Here is a 13,766-nt window from a genome sequence, read left to right as displayed (position 1 = left end):
CAACAACCAAACAACACACCCACACCAACCATCAACCAGCACTACCGGCATCCGCGTCGATCGGGCAGCTGAGTCACACGCTTGCGGCGTGATTCCTCAGAACCCCAACAGTGTGCTTGGAAAACACGCGACCCCATACCCATGAACTCTTTCCACTCCAGCAAGCTGGCTGTACTAAAGACAAGAGATACGGCCGCGGCCGTTCGTCGACGATTCCACTAGTGAACACCACGATTCCACCCGAACATTCGCCGGGTGCGAGTGTGTGTGCTCCTTAGAAAGGAGGTGATCCAGCCGCACCTTCCGGTACGGCTACCTTGTTACGACTTCGTCCCAATCGCCAACCCCACCTTCGACGGCTCCCTCCCACAAGGGGTTAGGCCACCGGCTTCGGGTGTTGCCGACTTTCGTGACGTGACGGGCGGTGTGTACAAGGCCCGGGAACGTATTCACCGCAGCGTTGCTGATCTGCGATTACTAGCGACTCCGACTTCATGGGGTCGAGTTGCAGACCCCAATCCGAACTGAGACCGGCTTTTTCCGATTCGCTCCCCCTCACGGGATCGCAACGGTTTGTACCGGCCATTGTAGCATGCGTGAAGCCCTGGACATAAGGGGCATGATGACTTGACGTCATCCCCACCTTCCTCCGAGTTGACCCCGGCAGTCTCCCATGAGTCCCCGGCATTATCCGCTGGCAACATAGGACGAGGGTTGCGCTCGTTGCGGGACTTAACCCAACATCTCACGACACGAGCTGACGACAGCCATGCACCACCTGTATACGAGTATCAAAGAGACCCACATCTCTGCAGGCTTCCCGTATATGTCAAACCCAGGTAAGGTTCTTCGCGTTGCATCGAATTAATCCGCATGCTCCGCCGCTTGTGCGGGCCCCCGTCAATTCCTTTGAGTTTTAGCCTTGCGGCCGTACTCCCCAGGCGGGGCGCTTAATGCGTTAGCTGCGGCACGGAACACGTGGAATGTGTCCCACACCTAGCGCCCAACGTTTACGGTGTGGACTACCAGGGTATCTAATCCTGTTCGCTCCCCACACTTTCGCTCCTCAGCGTCAGGTAATTCCCAGAGAACCGCCTTCGCCACCGGTGTTCCTCCTGATATCTGCGCATTTCACCGCTACACCAGGAATTCCGTTCTCCCCTGAATACCTCAAGTCTGCCCGTATCGAAAGCAAGCCCAGAGTTAAGCCCTGGGTTTTCACTCCCGACGCAACAAACCGCCTACGAGCCCTTTACGCCCAATAATTCCGGACAACGCTCGGACCCTACGTATTACCGCGGCTGCTGGCACGTAGTTGGCCGGTCCTTCTTCTGTGCATACCGTCACTTGCGCTTCGTCTGCACTGAAAGAGGTTTACAACCCGAAGGCCGTCATCCCTCACGCGGCGTTGCTGGATCAGGCTTCCGCCCATTGTCCAATATTCCCCACTGCTGCCTCCCGTAGGAGTCTGGGCCGTGTCTCAGTCCCAGTGTGGCCGGTCACCCTCTCAGGCCGGCTACCCGTCGAAGCCTTGGTGAGCCATTACCTCACCAACAAGCTGATAGGCCGCGAGCACATCCTGTACCGAAAAAACTTTCCAAACCCAACCATGCGATCAGATTTCATATCCGGTATTAATCTCAGTTTCCCAAGGCTATCCCAGAGTACAGGGCAGATTACTCACGTGTTACTCACCCGTTCGCCGCTCGAGTACCCCCGAAAGGGCCTTTCCGCTCGACTTGCATGTGTTAAGCACGCCGCCAGCGTTCGTCCTGAGCCAGGATCAAACTCTCCGTAGAAAACTACAAAAAATTATCTTCCCGACAGGAGATCACTGACTAACACCACCACCAAAGTAGCGGCGCCAATTGTCAGAATCATTGTCAAAGAAATCCATCAACCAACACCAGCCAAAAGCTGACATCAGTCGACGGGTTACAAACTAATTCGTCGACTATCCAAACACACTGTTGAGTTCTCAAGAATCACACACACACTGCGGCTCAGAGCTTCTCGCTCTTCCCCTTCAGGGCTTGTCGTAAAACTTAGCGGGCTTTCCGTTTCCGACCTAATCGGCAACTTTCCACCCACACCCACCGACACTTCACCTAAGCGAAGGTTGGTTGGTGGCCGATCCCGGGGCCGGAAGCCCTACCCTCTCGGGTCTTGCTCCCCGCCGCTCCGTTCGCGACGTCGAGAACATTAGGGATGCCGCGGCACGAACACAAATCGACGGCGCACCCCGCCTGCCCGACCCCCGATCCACGCCTGATTCACGCTCAGCGCGCCCCTCCTCATCACCACATTCGGTGATCTCGGCGCTCCCGCTCTCGACCCCCTGAGGCTCCTTCGTAGCGTCCGATTCGTGCGATGGCGCCCTTCCCTCTCAGCGTGGATCAGCACTCGACGACGCCCCGCCCCAGCGCAGCCGGACGCGGAGTTCCTCGAGGGTCCGACCTTGAACGAGCTCGCGGAGCTCGTTCGACTGCACCTGTCCCCCCAATGTCTTCACTCCACACCGATGCTCTCCTCCGCTCCTGTGCGGCTGGCTCTGGCGACCGGATCGTTCCTCGCCCCGGAGTCCCCGGAGTTCCTCCCGTTCAGCCGACAGGTGGTGCCCGGACGGTGGCGGGTCGACTGGTTCCCCAGGCATGAGCGTCTGGCTCTGCACTTCATCGGCGAGGACGACCGGTTGTTCGCGGAGATCTTCAGCGAGGACATCGCGGCGGTGAACAGCTCCGTCCGCGGTCCCGACCTCACGACCGAGGTGATCACCACGGACGGGGACTACTTCGTCTTCTCGGGGCGACGCCACGGGATGAACAGCATCCTCAGAGAGCTCGGACTGTCGGCTTAGCCGCACCCCGTATCGTCCTCCCCCATGACGTGGTTGGTGACGGGCGGCGCTGGATACATCGGTTCACACGTGGTGAAGGCCCTGCAGGCCGCCAGCGAGCAGGACCCGAGCCTGGCTCCCGTGGTGCTCGACGACTTGAGCTCCGGCCACGCCGCCTTCGTCCCGGCGGGCGTCCCGTTCGTCCAGGGCACGATCCTCGATCAGGCCCTCCTGGAGGAGACGTTCAAGGAGCACGCCGTCACCGGCGTCATCCACCTCGCCGGGTTCAAGTACGCCGGCGTCAGCGTCGATCGGCCCCTCCACACCTATGCGCAGAACGTCCAGGGCACCGCGGTCCTGCTCGAGGCGATGCTCGCGACCGACGTGAAGCAGATCGTCTTCTCCTCCAGTGCCGCCACCTTCGGCACCCCCGACGTTCCTCTCGTCACCGAGGAGACCCCGACCCTGCCCGAGAGCCCGTACGGCGAGTCGAAGCTGATCGGTGAGTGGCTGATCCGCGACGTCGCCCGGGCGCACGGCGTCACCCACACCAGCCTGCGCTACTTCAACGTGGTCGGCTCCGGCAGCCCGGAGCTGTTCGACTCCAGCCCGCACAACCTCTTCCCGCTCGTCTTCAAGGCGTTGGCCGAGGGCCGCACCCCGCGGATCAACGGCGAGGACTACAACACCGAGGACGGGACTTGCGTGCGCGACTACGTCCACGTCGCCGATCTCGCCCACAGTCACGTCGTCGCGGCGCGCAAGCTCGCGGCCGGCGAGGTGCTCAACCCGGTCTACAACCTCGGCAGCGGCGACGGCGTGAGCGTTCAACAGATCATGGACGCCGTCCGCGAGGTCACCGGCATCGACTTCACGCCCGAGGTCGGCCCCCGCCGACCGGGCGACCCGGATCGGATCGTCGCGACCGGCGAAGCGGCCCGTCGGGACCTCGAGTGGGAAATGCGCCACACGCTGGCCGACATGGTTCAATCCGCTTGGTCATCAGCGCCCAAGGGATGAGCAGAACGGCCCGGGACTAACTACCCGCGCTAGTCCACGTGAGTCAGTGCGTGACCCAGATCCGAGTGGGATCGTTGGGTAGGCAGTGAATCGATGAGGACCCCCGCAACGGGGCCCTGCTCTCCTCGGGGATTCGCAGCTGGGCTTCATCTCCTCCGGGAGTGACGTCTGCGGAGATGTGATTCCGGTCTCGTCAGATCCAGGATTTTCCTGGTTTTAACGTCCCAGGACAAAAGTCTCCGTAGCGTTGCGCACGGTCGGCGGTGTGGCGACCAGCTCATCCATCCGAGCACGTCCCAAGGGAGCACCGTGACCATCCTGTCCGAGCGTCGAGCGCGCCTCGCGGCAACCCCCGCCTCTCGCGTCCTCCGGGCTCTCCCGCTGGTCGCCTTCGTGGTGGACTTCGGTCTCATCCTCATCGCCACGCTGGTCGCAGTTGTGGGCCGCACGCACCTGTCCTGGTTCGAGGACCCGGCCGACGTCTCCGACGCCGCCTACAAGGTCGCTCCCTACGTGGTGTTCGGCTGGCTCGGGATGATCGCGCTCATGGGTGGCTACCGCGCCCCCGTCTTCGGCGAAGGGACGGCGGAGTACAAGCGCGTCCTCAACGCCTCCGGTTACACGGCCGCGCTCGTCGCCGGGTCCTGCTACCTCCTCAAGTTCGACCTCTCCCGCGGCTTCTTCATCCTGGTCTTCACCGTCGGCACCATCCTGCTGACTGCCGGCCGCTTCCTCCTGCGCCGCGCCCTGCACACCGCTCGCACCCGAGGCGCGCTGCTGCAACGGGTCGTGATCGCCGGCGGCGAGGCCCAGATCGACGAGATCGCTGCGGTCCTGCGCCGCGAGCGCTGGCTCGGCTACCGTCTGGTCGGAGCACTGACGCCCGACGGCATCGTCGGCAACGAGACCCGCTCGGGCATTCCGGTCCTCGGCGATGCGAACAGCCGACGCGACCTCACCACGCTCGACGGCGTCGACGTGCTCTTCTTCACCGGTGGCTCGCAGCGCTCGGCCAGCGACCTGCGCAAGGTCGTGTGGGACCTCGAGCGCCACGACATCCAGCTGGTGATGGCCCCGGCGATGACCGACTTCTCCGCAGAGCGGGTCCACACCCGCCCCGTCGGCGGCCTGCCGATGATCCACATGGAGTCGCCCCGGCACGAGTTCGCCGGCCGCTGGGCCAAGCGCACGTTCGACCTGGTCGGCACCTCGCTGCTGATCCTGATCTGCTCGCCGATCCTGATCTACGCCGCGCTCCGGGTGAAGCTCTTCGACCGCGGCCCCGTCTTCTTCCGCCAGACCCGGGTGGGCAAGGACGGCCTCGAGTTCGGCTGCTTCAAGTTCCGCACCATGGTCATCGACGCCGAAGCCCGCCTGGCCGCCCTCCGTGACGAGATCGGCTTCAGCGACGGACTGTTCAAGATGAAGGACGACCCCCGCATCACCAAGCCGGGCAAGTGGCTGCGTCGCTTCTCGATCGACGAGCTTCCCCAGCTCTTCAACGTCTTCATCGGCGACATGAGCCTGGTCGGGCCCCGTCCGCCGCTGCCCTCCGAGGTGGCCACGTATGACACCGACACCGCCCGCCGCCTCCACGTCCGCCCGGGCATGACCGGCCTGTGGCAGGTCTCCGGTCGATCGGACCTCTCCTGGGAGGAAGCCGTCCGGCTCGATCTCTACTACGTCGACAACTGGTCGATGTCGCAGGACCTGTCGATCCTGGCGCGCACCTTCGGCGCCGTCGTCGGCTCCAAGGGCGCTTACTGATCCATCAACGTAAGAACGGCTTCCCCGCGATCGGGGAAGCCGTTCTTACGTTTCTGAGTTGCGTCAGCCGAGGTAGCCCCGCAGTGCGTCGAGCTGGTCGACGGGCTCGAAGCCGGTGGCCTGGATCTTGTCCAGACCCATCACCGAGTTGAGCGGCCGCGGGCTGATCGGCTTCCCGGCCGCGATCGCCCCGGCGAAGTACTCCTCCGTCGAGGTTCCGCTGACGTCGCTGCGCTCGCGACCCGAGAGGGCGAAGACCTCGGCGGCGATCGCCTGCCAGGAGAGCGGCTCACCGGTGTTGGTCACGTTGTACGTGCCGTACGGCGCCTCCATGGCGACCAGGTGCGCGATCGCGTCGGCGAGCGTCGTGGTGAAGGTGAGCCGCCCGATCTGGTCAGAGACGACCGACGGTGACACCCCCTTCTCCGCGAGCGAGGCCATCGTGCGGACGAAGTTGTTGCCTTCGCCGATCACCCAGGAGGTGCGCACGACGTAGTGCTTCGGCGTGGTCGCGACGGCGATGTCGCCGGCCGCCTTGGACTGGCCGTAGACGCCGAGCGGGGAGTAGGGCTCGTCCTCGGTGTGCACGTCGGCGACGCCGTCGAAGACGTAGTCCGAGGAGACGTGCACCAGCGTCAGCCGGTGCTCGGTCGCCGCCGTGGCCAGGAGGGCCGGGGCGACCGCGTTGGCCGCCCAGGAGACGGCGCGCCCCTCGGCCGTCTCGGCGAGGTCGACCGCGGTGTAGGCGGCGGCGTTGAGCACGACGGCGTAGTCGCGCCACGGCCAGGCGGCGACCGCCTCGGCCGAGGTGATGTCGAGCTCGTCGAGGTCGACCTGGTCCGCGTCGGGGAAGACGGTGGCCAGAGCACGACCGAGCTGGCCCTTCGCGCCGACGATGAGGGTCTTCTTGGGCTGCATCGGGGTGACATCACCCAGACGCGGGTTGCCCAGGTCCTTGGCCGAGATCTCGACCTCAGCGGAGTCCAGCGGCAGCGGCCACGGGATCCCAGCGGTCTCGTCGGCCAGGTTGAGTGCCGGGTAGGTCACGCCGGCGACGTAGTGGTCGTTGACCAGGTAGGAGTAGACGGTGCCCTCCTCCAGCGCCTGGTACGAGTTGCCGACGCCTCGCGGCACGAAGACCGCGGTCTCCGGGCCGATCTCGATCCAGAACTTCTTCCCGAAGCTCTCACCGGCGCGCATGTCGACCCAGGCGGCGAAGACCTTGCCGGTGGCGACGGAGACGAACTTGTCCCACGGCTCGGTGTGGATGCCTCGGGTGGCGCCGCGGGCGGCGTTGAAGGACATGTTGTTCTGCACCGGCCCGAAGTCGGGCAGGCCGAGCGCTGTCATCTTCTCCCGCTGCCAGTTCTCCTTGAACCAGCCGCGGGCGTCGCCGTGCACGGGCAGGGTGACGACCAGCAGCCCGGGGATCGCCGTGGTCGTGACGGTCAGGTCAGCCACGGATCAGTGCCCCTTCTGCGCGTACTTGGCTTCGGTCTCGTGCTTGAGCGGACCCCACCAAGCCTCGTTCGCCTTGTACCACTCGATGGTCTCGAGGATGCCCTTGTCGAAGTCCTGGTAGGCCGGGGTCCAGCCGAGCTCGGTGCGCAGCTTGCCCGACTCGATCGCGTAGCGCCGGTCGTGGCCCGCGCGGTCGGTGACCCACTCGATGTCGTCCTCGTCGCGACCGAAGGCGCGCAGGATGGCCCGCACGACGTCGACGTTGGACTTCTCGCCGTCGGCACCGATCAGGTAGGTCTCGCCGATCTGGCCCTTCTCCAGGATCGTCATCACGGCGGAGGAGTGGTCCTCGGTGTGGATCCAGTCGCGGACGTTGAGGCCGTCGCCGTAGACGCGCGGCTTGCGGCCCTCGATCACCTCGGTGATCTGGCGCGGGATGAACTTCTCCACGTGCTGCCAGGGACCGTAGTTGTTGGAGCAGTTCGAGATCGTCGCCCGCACACCGAAGCTGCGCACCCAGGCGCGGACCAGGTGGTCGGAGCCGGCCTTGGACGCGGAGTACGGCGAGGACGGCTGGTACGGGGTGTCCTCGGTGAAGCGCTTCGGGTCGTCGAGCTCCAGGTCGCCGTAGACCTCGTCGGTGGACACGTGGTGGAAGCGGACGTCATGGGCACGGACCGCTTCCAGCAGCACGAACGTGCCGATGATGTTGGTCTGAATGAAGGGCGCCGGGTCGGAGAGCGAGTTGTCGTTGTGCGACTCGGCGGCGTAGTGCACCACGGCGTCGTCCGGGCCGGTCAGCTCGGCGACGAGGGAGTTCACCAGGGTCGCGTCGGCGATGTCGCCCACGACCAGGGTCACCCGGTCGGCGGGCAGGCCGGCGAGGGAGGCCTCGCTGCTCGCGTAGGTGAGCTTGTCGAGCACCGTGACATGTGCGTCGGTCGTGCGCACGAGGTGGTGGACGAAGTTGGAGCCGATGAAGCCGGCGCCGCCGGTGACCAGGATCTTTCTCACGGTCGGCAATCCTACGGGCGGAGGGCCCTGCACCTAGGATCATGGCCTGTGAAGGGAATCATACTTGCCGGTGGCACCGGCTCACGTCTGCACCCGATCACCCTCGCGGTGAGCAAGCAGCTGATGCCGGTCTACGACAAGCCGATGATCTACTACCCGCTCTCGACGCTGATGCTGGCCGGGATCCGGGACATCCTGATCATCACGACGCCGCACGACGCCGAGCCGTTCCGCCGCCTCCTCGGGGACGGGTCCCAGCTCGGCGTGAACATCACCTACGCCCAGCAGCCCTCCCCCGACGGGCTGGCGCAGGCCTTCACCATCGGCGCCGACCACATCGGCGACGACCGGGTCGGCCTGGTGCTCGGCGACAACATCTTCTACGGCTCCGGGCTCGGTGCTCGACTGAGCCGGTTCGAGGAGCTCGACGGCGCCGCGGTCTTCGGCTACCGCGTGTCGAACCCGCGCTCCTACGGCGTGGTCGAGTTCGACGACGACTTCCGTGCCGTCTCCCTGGAGGAGAAGCCGGAGAACCCGAAGTCCAACTACGCCGTCCCGGGCCTGTACTTCTACGACAACTCGGTCGTCGAGCACGCCCGCGACCTCCAGCCGAGCGCCCGCGGCGAGCTGGAGATCACCGACCTCAACCGGATCTACCTCGAAGCCGGCACGCTGTCGGTCGAGGTGCTCCCCCGCGGTTCAGCCTGGCTCGACACCGGCACCGTGGAGGACCTCAACGAGGCCGCCAACTACATCCGCGCCATCGAGCACCGACAGGGCACCAAGGTCGGTGCTCCCGAGGAGATCGCCTGGCGGATGGGCTGGCTGAGCGACGAGGACCTCGAGCGCCTCGCACAGCCGCTGGTCAAGAGCGGCTACGGCGCCTATCTCCTCGACCTGCTCAACGACTGAGGTGAGCAGCCGCGCGCTGGCCGCGATCGTCGTGATCGCGGCGAGCGTGATGGCGATCTACGGGCTGGCGGGAGCCTCGCGGCTCTCCGGTCCCGTGATCCTCGAGTTCAACGACGCTCACGGCATCCACCGCGACGATGTCCTGATCGCCGCGAGTTGGCTCGCCTGCGCTTGGGTCGCGGCTGCACTCTGGAGAAAATAGTCGGCACACAAGGCCGCCAGCCTTCCGGTCTCCGGAGCTACAGGCAACGCTCCTCGTCGTACTTCGCCCCACCAGCACACATTGGCTCGGGCAACCGACGGAGGCGTGCAAACCATTCGGTGACCGGACCAGCCACTCGGGCGCCGCACATAGCGCATGCGGTGCAGCCGGCCGGAGCGTCCCTGTCCCTTGTATCGAATGGCGAGATCACCCTCGTAGCCTCGACTCGGTGACGTCGAGAGAGATTGTTCGTTGCCGAAATACCTAGGGTTGGGGAGGACCTCTTCCTAGCCGACCCGCCCGAAGTCGTCTTCGAGCCGGCAGATGTCGTCCTCGCCGACGTAGGAACCCCGCATCACCTCGATGATGACCAGTTCTTCGTCATGGGCGTTCCCGATCCGGTGCGGGACGCCGATCGGGACGTCAATACAGCCGCCGATCCCGGCGACCACGGTGCCGCCCCCGATCGTGCAGGTCGCGGTCCCGGCAGCGATGACCCAGTGCTCACCCCGATGCTCGTGGGTCTGGTACGAAAGTCGCGAATGCGGGTTCACCCGGATCCGTTTGACCTTATAGCCATCTCCGACCGCGAGCACTTCCCACGTTCCCCACGGCCGCTCGCCGACGTCGCCAATGACATCTCCCAACACGCTTCGGACCTTATCCCCTAGCGACGGCGCAGGGAGGCCATTGCGGGCCGCACATCAGCCAGATAGACGAAGGCGGCGATCGTGAGCGCCAGGTTGATGATCCCGCCGCCGGGCCAGATCACCTGGAGGAAGGCGGCCACCCCCAGGAGGATCACCCAGCCCTGCTTGGTCCACTTGTCGGCCGCGCGGTAGTGCTCGGTGCTCCAGAGGAGTGAGTTGATGAACGCGTAAAGCTTCACCGCAAGCATCACGAAGTAGACGGCCGTCGCAACAACGTACGGGAGGCCCAGCAGATCCATACGTGGATCCTACTGAGCCTCCCGGACGAGACGTGCAGAGATCAGGCCTCGGCGGTGGTCCCGGTGAACAGGTCCTCGGCGGGGGCGGTCGGCTTGGCGGCCGGGGCCTTCTTCGCGGCGGCGGGCTTCTTGGCAGCAGCCTTCTTGGCGGGGGCCTTCTTCGCCGGAGCCTTCTTGGCAGCGGCGGGCTTCTTGGCGGCAGCCTTCTTGGCCGGGGCGGGAGCCGGAGTCGGAGCCGGGGCGGCCGCGGCCTCGGCCTTGTTGAAGGCGGGGATCTTCAGACCAGGCACCGTGACGGCGGGGATCTTGACGGCGGGCAGCTTGATCTCCGGGACCTTCACCGCCGGCACCTTGAGCTCCGGCACCTTCACGGCGGGAAGCTTGAACGTGGGCAACTTGATCTCCGGGACCTTGACCGCCGGCACCTTGAGGTCGGGGAGCTTGACGGCGGGGATCTTGAGGTCAGGCAGAGTCAGCTTCGGCATGGGTTTCTCCATTCACGGATGAGGGGGGCGCTTCATTGAGTGCGAGGAACGACGCATAGACATCGAGCAGCGACCGCTTCTGCCGCTCGGTGAGATGCGAGTCCTGGAGCACGGCCTTCTCGAACGAGGTGCCCGACTCCGGCAGGATGCCGGCCCGGACGTAGAGCGACTCAGCGGAGATCCGCAGTGCCTTGGCGATCTGTTGCAGCACCTCGGCGGACGGCTTGCGCAGTCCACGCTCGATCTGACTGAGGTAGGGGTTCGAGACCCCTGCCAGATCTGCCAGCTGACGCAGCGACAGCTCGGCCGCTACGCGCTGCTCTTTGAGGTGCTCTCCCAGCGCACGCGCCTTGGCTGCGCCGGGGATCGCCTTGCTCATGGCCATGCTTTCCATCGTGCTTGCAGGTTGCTAACTCTTGCAAGCATCCCGACGTGTGCCTCGCATCACACTCAGAACGCCGCGCGGATCTCACCCACCGGCACGCCACCGCCGGTCAGCACGTGGGTCCCGATGGCGTCGACCGCGTCGACGTGGACGCCGAGGCGCCGCAACAGCTCGGCCATCACGACCGGCCGGGCGCGATCGCCGCCGTCATCGATCTTGAGCGCGGCGACGCGACCGTCGGGAAGGGCGACGACGTACACGGCCTCGGCCCCGAACTTGCCGATCGCTCCCGGCAAGGCCGCCAACAGCCGCGCCTCGTCACGTCGGGTGCCCGACACCAAGGTGGGGTGCTGCCGGATCGCCTCGGCGACGCGCTTCTCCGGTCCGTCCTCGGCCAACGCCACCTGTTGGAAGGCGCGGGCCAGTCCGAGCAGCGACACCGAGAGCAGGGGCGCACCGCAGCCATCGACGGTGACGACTGCCGTCTCGCCGGTGATCGCTTCCACTCCCTGACGGATGCCGATCTGGAGCGGGTGGTCGTGCTCGAAGTAGCCGGAGAGCTGCCAGTCCCGGGTCACACAGGTGGCGATCATCGCGGCGTGCTTACCAGAGCAGTTCTGCGCGATCCGGCTCGGCTCACGCCCCTCCCGGACCCAGGTGTCGCGTTCGACCGGGTCGTAGGGCCAGTCGACGATGTTCCCCAGAGCCTGCTCGTGCAGTCCTGCGTCGCCGAGGATCTCGCGCACGGTCTCCAGGTGGACGGCCTCACCGGAGTGGGAGGCGCAGGCGAGCGCCAGGTGGCGTGAGGGCAGGTCGAGGCCGAGCTGGAGCATGGCGAGCGCCTGGAGCGGCTTGTTCGCCGACCGGGGCAGGAAGGGCGCCGACGGGTCACCGGCGCTGACCAGCACCCCGCCGTCGGCATCGATCGCCACCGCGCTGCCGTAGTGGTGGCCCTCGATGAATCCGGAACGAACGATCTCTGCGAGCACCTGAGTCACGCCTTCACCCTATGAGCTCCCCCTAAGATCTCCGCCGTGCAGCCCTTCCACCCGGATCAGACGACCATCGACGACCTCACCCTCGAGGCCGCCGGCCTGATCGAGGGGCCCGTCCTGACTGCCGACCAGGTCGAAGGCGTCGAATTGGTGGACGCCGAGGGAGCGCCTCTGGTCCTCGACCCGCTGCCTGCGGCTCCGGGTGCCGTCGCGCTCGTCGGTCACCTGCGCGACCGACGTGCCACGCTCGCAGGACTCGGAGAGGACGTCACGCCGCTGCCGATCCGCGCCGACGACGCCCGTCTCGCCGACGTGCTCGACCGGCTCGGCAACCCGCCTGTCGTTCCCGCCGAGCCGCAGCCCAGCGGCGGCACGGTCATCTTCTTCACCGGGCTCTCGGGCAGCGGCAAGTCGACCATCGCGCGTTCGCTGATGGAGGCGTACGACACCGATGGCCTGCTGTACACCTCCCTCGACGGCGACATCGTCCGTCGCAACCTCTCGGCCGGGCTGACCTTCAGCCGCGAGGACCGGGAGACCAACATTCGCCGGATCGGGTGGGTGGCCGCCGAGATCGCCCGCAACGGCGGGACCGCGATCTGCAGCCCGATCGCCCCGTTCGACGAGACCCGCCAGGACGTTCGCCGGATGGTGGAGGAGGCCGGCGGCCGCTTCCTCCTCATCCACGTCGCCACCCCGCTCGAGGAGTGCGAGCGCCGTGACCGCAAGGGGCTCTACGCCAAGGCTCGTGCCGGCGAGATCCCCGAGTTCACCGGCATCTCCTCGCCGTACGAAGTGCCCACGGACGCCGACCTGGTGATCAACACCGTCGACGTTCCCGTCGCGGATGCGGTGACCAAGGTTCGGAACCTGCTCGCTGGCACCGAGTCCAACGACTCCTTCAAGGTCCTCTTCGTCTGCACCGCCAACATCTGCCGCAGCCCGTACATGGAGCTCGCAGCCCGAGCCCTGGACATCCCCGGGATCGAGATCGACTCGGCCGGCACGAGGGGATTCGACACCAACGCGATGGACGGGGAGATGCTGGCCCAGCTTCCCGCTGGCCTCCGAGAGGCCGGGAGCGAGTTCCGGAGCAAGCCCGTCACCCGGGAGCTCCTCGAGTCCGCCGATCTTGTGCTCACGGCCGAGGCCTCCCACCGGCAGTGGATCCTCGACGACCACCCGGGGCTGTTCAAGAAGGTCCTCACCCTGGGCCAGGCCGCCGCCGCGTTGGAGTCAGCGCCGAGCGACATCGACCGCGCTGGGGTCCTGTCATACCTCGCGACGCACCGCGGCAGCGCCGGCGGAATCACGGACGTTGCCGACCCCTACCGCCGAGGCACCGAGGCAGCCCAGATCTGCGCGAAGCAGATCACCGCGCTGGTCGAGGCGGTCATCCCGCGGCTGGCCTGACCGAGTGCCGCTCGAGGTGGGGGCAGCGGTCGCCGTACTTCTTGCGGCAGTCCGCCTTGCGCCGCCACTTCCGGTACCAACTCATGCCGTGAAGTCTGGCGAGCGAAAGTAAAGGGAATGTGACCAGGCGGGTGTGACGTACGCCGCATTACCGATTTGTGTCCGACAGGACCCGGACACGAGCGCGCGGAACCCGCGGCCCGGTCTAGAACACCTGGGGTTCCAGGTCGGTCAGATGCGGGCGAACGTGCGCCCGACCACGGTCCCGACGCCGAGCGCGACGGCACACCATGCGGTCACCAGGCCCACTCCGAAGAACAGCATGTG

13 protein-coding genes and 1 rRNA gene are annotated in these 13,766 nt (G+C 66.0%); 6 read left to right on the top strand and 8 right to left on the bottom strand.

Annotated features, from left to right (window positions below):
• Positions 1 to 278: 278 nt before the first annotated feature.
• Positions 279 to 1,799 (bottom strand): 16S ribosomal RNA (locus tag ACZ5J1_RS01130).
• 722 nt (positions 1,800 to 2,521) lie between these two features.
• Here ACZ5J1_RS01130 and ACZ5J1_RS01125 point away from each other — a divergent pair.
• The 3 genes from ACZ5J1_RS01125 (at position 2,522) to ACZ5J1_RS01115 (ending at position 5,623) form a co-directional block, all read left to right on the top strand.
• Entirely contained in the window at positions 2,522 to 2,857 is a 336-nt protein-coding gene (locus tag ACZ5J1_RS01125) for a hypothetical protein (protein WP_464561759.1), read from the top strand.
• 24 nt (positions 2,858 to 2,881) lie between these two features.
• Positions 2,882 to 3,856: a UDP-glucose 4-epimerase GalE gene (galE, locus tag ACZ5J1_RS01120; protein ID WP_464561757.1), complete on the top strand. Its 975-nt coding sequence runs from the start codon at positions 2,882 to 2,884 to the stop codon at positions 3,854 to 3,856.
• A 309-nt stretch (positions 3,857 to 4,165) separates the two neighbouring features.
• A complete protein-coding gene (locus tag ACZ5J1_RS01115) occupies positions 4,166 to 5,623 on the top strand; it encodes a sugar transferase (protein WP_464561756.1) in 1,458 nt (485 codons plus the stop codon).
• A 63-nt stretch (positions 5,624 to 5,686) separates the two neighbouring features.
• On the opposite strand, the gene ACZ5J1_RS01110 is transcribed toward ACZ5J1_RS01115, so the two are convergent.
• Positions 5,687 to 7,084 carry a sugar nucleotide-binding protein gene (locus ACZ5J1_RS01110; RefSeq protein WP_464561755.1) on the bottom strand — a complete coding sequence of 466 codons (1,398 nt, stop codon included), beginning with the start codon at positions 7,082 to 7,084 and terminating at the stop codon, positions 5,687 to 5,689.
• Positions 7,085 to 7,087: 3 nt separating this feature from the next.
• Positions 7,088 to 8,098: a dTDP-glucose 4,6-dehydratase gene (gene rfbB, locus ACZ5J1_RS01105; protein ID WP_464561753.1), complete on the bottom strand. Its 1,011-nt coding sequence runs from the start codon at positions 8,096 to 8,098 to the stop codon at positions 7,088 to 7,090.
• Between the two features lie 48 nt (positions 8,099 to 8,146).
• Here rfbB and rfbA point away from each other — a divergent pair, with 48 nt between their 5' ends.
• Together rfbA and ACZ5J1_RS01095 are read left to right on the top strand one after the other, a co-directional pair.
• Positions 8,147 to 9,010 carry a glucose-1-phosphate thymidylyltransferase RfbA gene (rfbA, locus tag ACZ5J1_RS01100; RefSeq protein ID WP_464561752.1) on the top strand — a complete coding sequence of 288 codons (864 nt, stop codon included), beginning with the start codon at positions 8,147 to 8,149 and terminating at the stop codon, positions 9,008 to 9,010.
• A 1-nt stretch (position 9,011) separates the two neighbouring features.
• The gene (locus ACZ5J1_RS01095; RefSeq protein WP_464561751.1) at positions 9,012 to 9,212 is read left to right on the top strand and encodes a hypothetical protein; all 201 of its coding nucleotides are present in this window, start codon (positions 9,012 to 9,014) and stop codon (positions 9,210 to 9,212) included.
• 287 nt (positions 9,213 to 9,499) lie between these two features.
• Here ACZ5J1_RS01095 and ACZ5J1_RS01090 read toward each other — a convergent pair whose 3' ends face one another.
• The 5 genes from ACZ5J1_RS01090 to ACZ5J1_RS01070 all read right to left on the bottom strand — a co-directional run bounded on the left by ACZ5J1_RS01090 (position 9,500) and on the right by ACZ5J1_RS01070 (position 12,029).
• Positions 9,500 to 9,862: a phosphomannose isomerase type II C-terminal cupin domain gene (locus ACZ5J1_RS01090; RefSeq protein WP_464561750.1), complete on the bottom strand. Its 363-nt coding sequence runs from the start codon at positions 9,860 to 9,862 to the stop codon at positions 9,500 to 9,502.
• Between the two features lie 17 nt (positions 9,863 to 9,879).
• Complete coding sequence (locus ACZ5J1_RS01085) at positions 9,880 to 10,161, bottom strand: DUF2516 family protein (RefSeq protein ID WP_464561749.1); 282 nt, start codon at positions 10,159 to 10,161, stop codon at positions 9,880 to 9,882.
• Between the two features lie 41 nt (positions 10,162 to 10,202).
• Positions 10,203 to 10,646: a hypothetical protein gene (locus tag ACZ5J1_RS01080; protein WP_464561748.1), complete on the bottom strand. Its 444-nt coding sequence runs from the start codon at positions 10,644 to 10,646 to the stop codon at positions 10,203 to 10,205.
• The gene (locus ACZ5J1_RS01075) at positions 10,624 to 11,031 is read right to left on the bottom strand and encodes a helix-turn-helix domain-containing protein (RefSeq protein WP_464561747.1); all 408 of its coding nucleotides are present in this window, start codon (positions 11,029 to 11,031) and stop codon (positions 10,624 to 10,626) included. The genes ACZ5J1_RS01080 and ACZ5J1_RS01075 overlap by 23 nt, the downstream gene beginning before the upstream one ends.
• A gap of 65 nt (positions 11,032 to 11,096) precedes the next feature.
• Positions 11,097 to 12,029: an asparaginase gene (locus ACZ5J1_RS01070; protein ID WP_464561746.1), complete on the bottom strand. Its 933-nt coding sequence runs from the start codon at positions 12,027 to 12,029 to the stop codon at positions 11,097 to 11,099.
• A gap of 36 nt (positions 12,030 to 12,065) precedes the next feature.
• Here ACZ5J1_RS01070 and cysC point away from each other — a divergent pair, with 36 nt between their 5' ends.
• Complete coding sequence (cysC, locus tag ACZ5J1_RS01065; protein ID WP_464561745.1) at positions 12,066 to 13,439, top strand: adenylyl-sulfate kinase; 1,374 nt, start codon at positions 12,066 to 12,068, stop codon at positions 13,437 to 13,439.
• Positions 13,440 to 13,766 lie beyond the last annotated feature (327 nt).

This window comes from Nocardioides sp. JCM 18999, from assembly GCF_055391175.1.
This window is presented reverse-complemented; position numbering and strand designations above follow the sequence as displayed.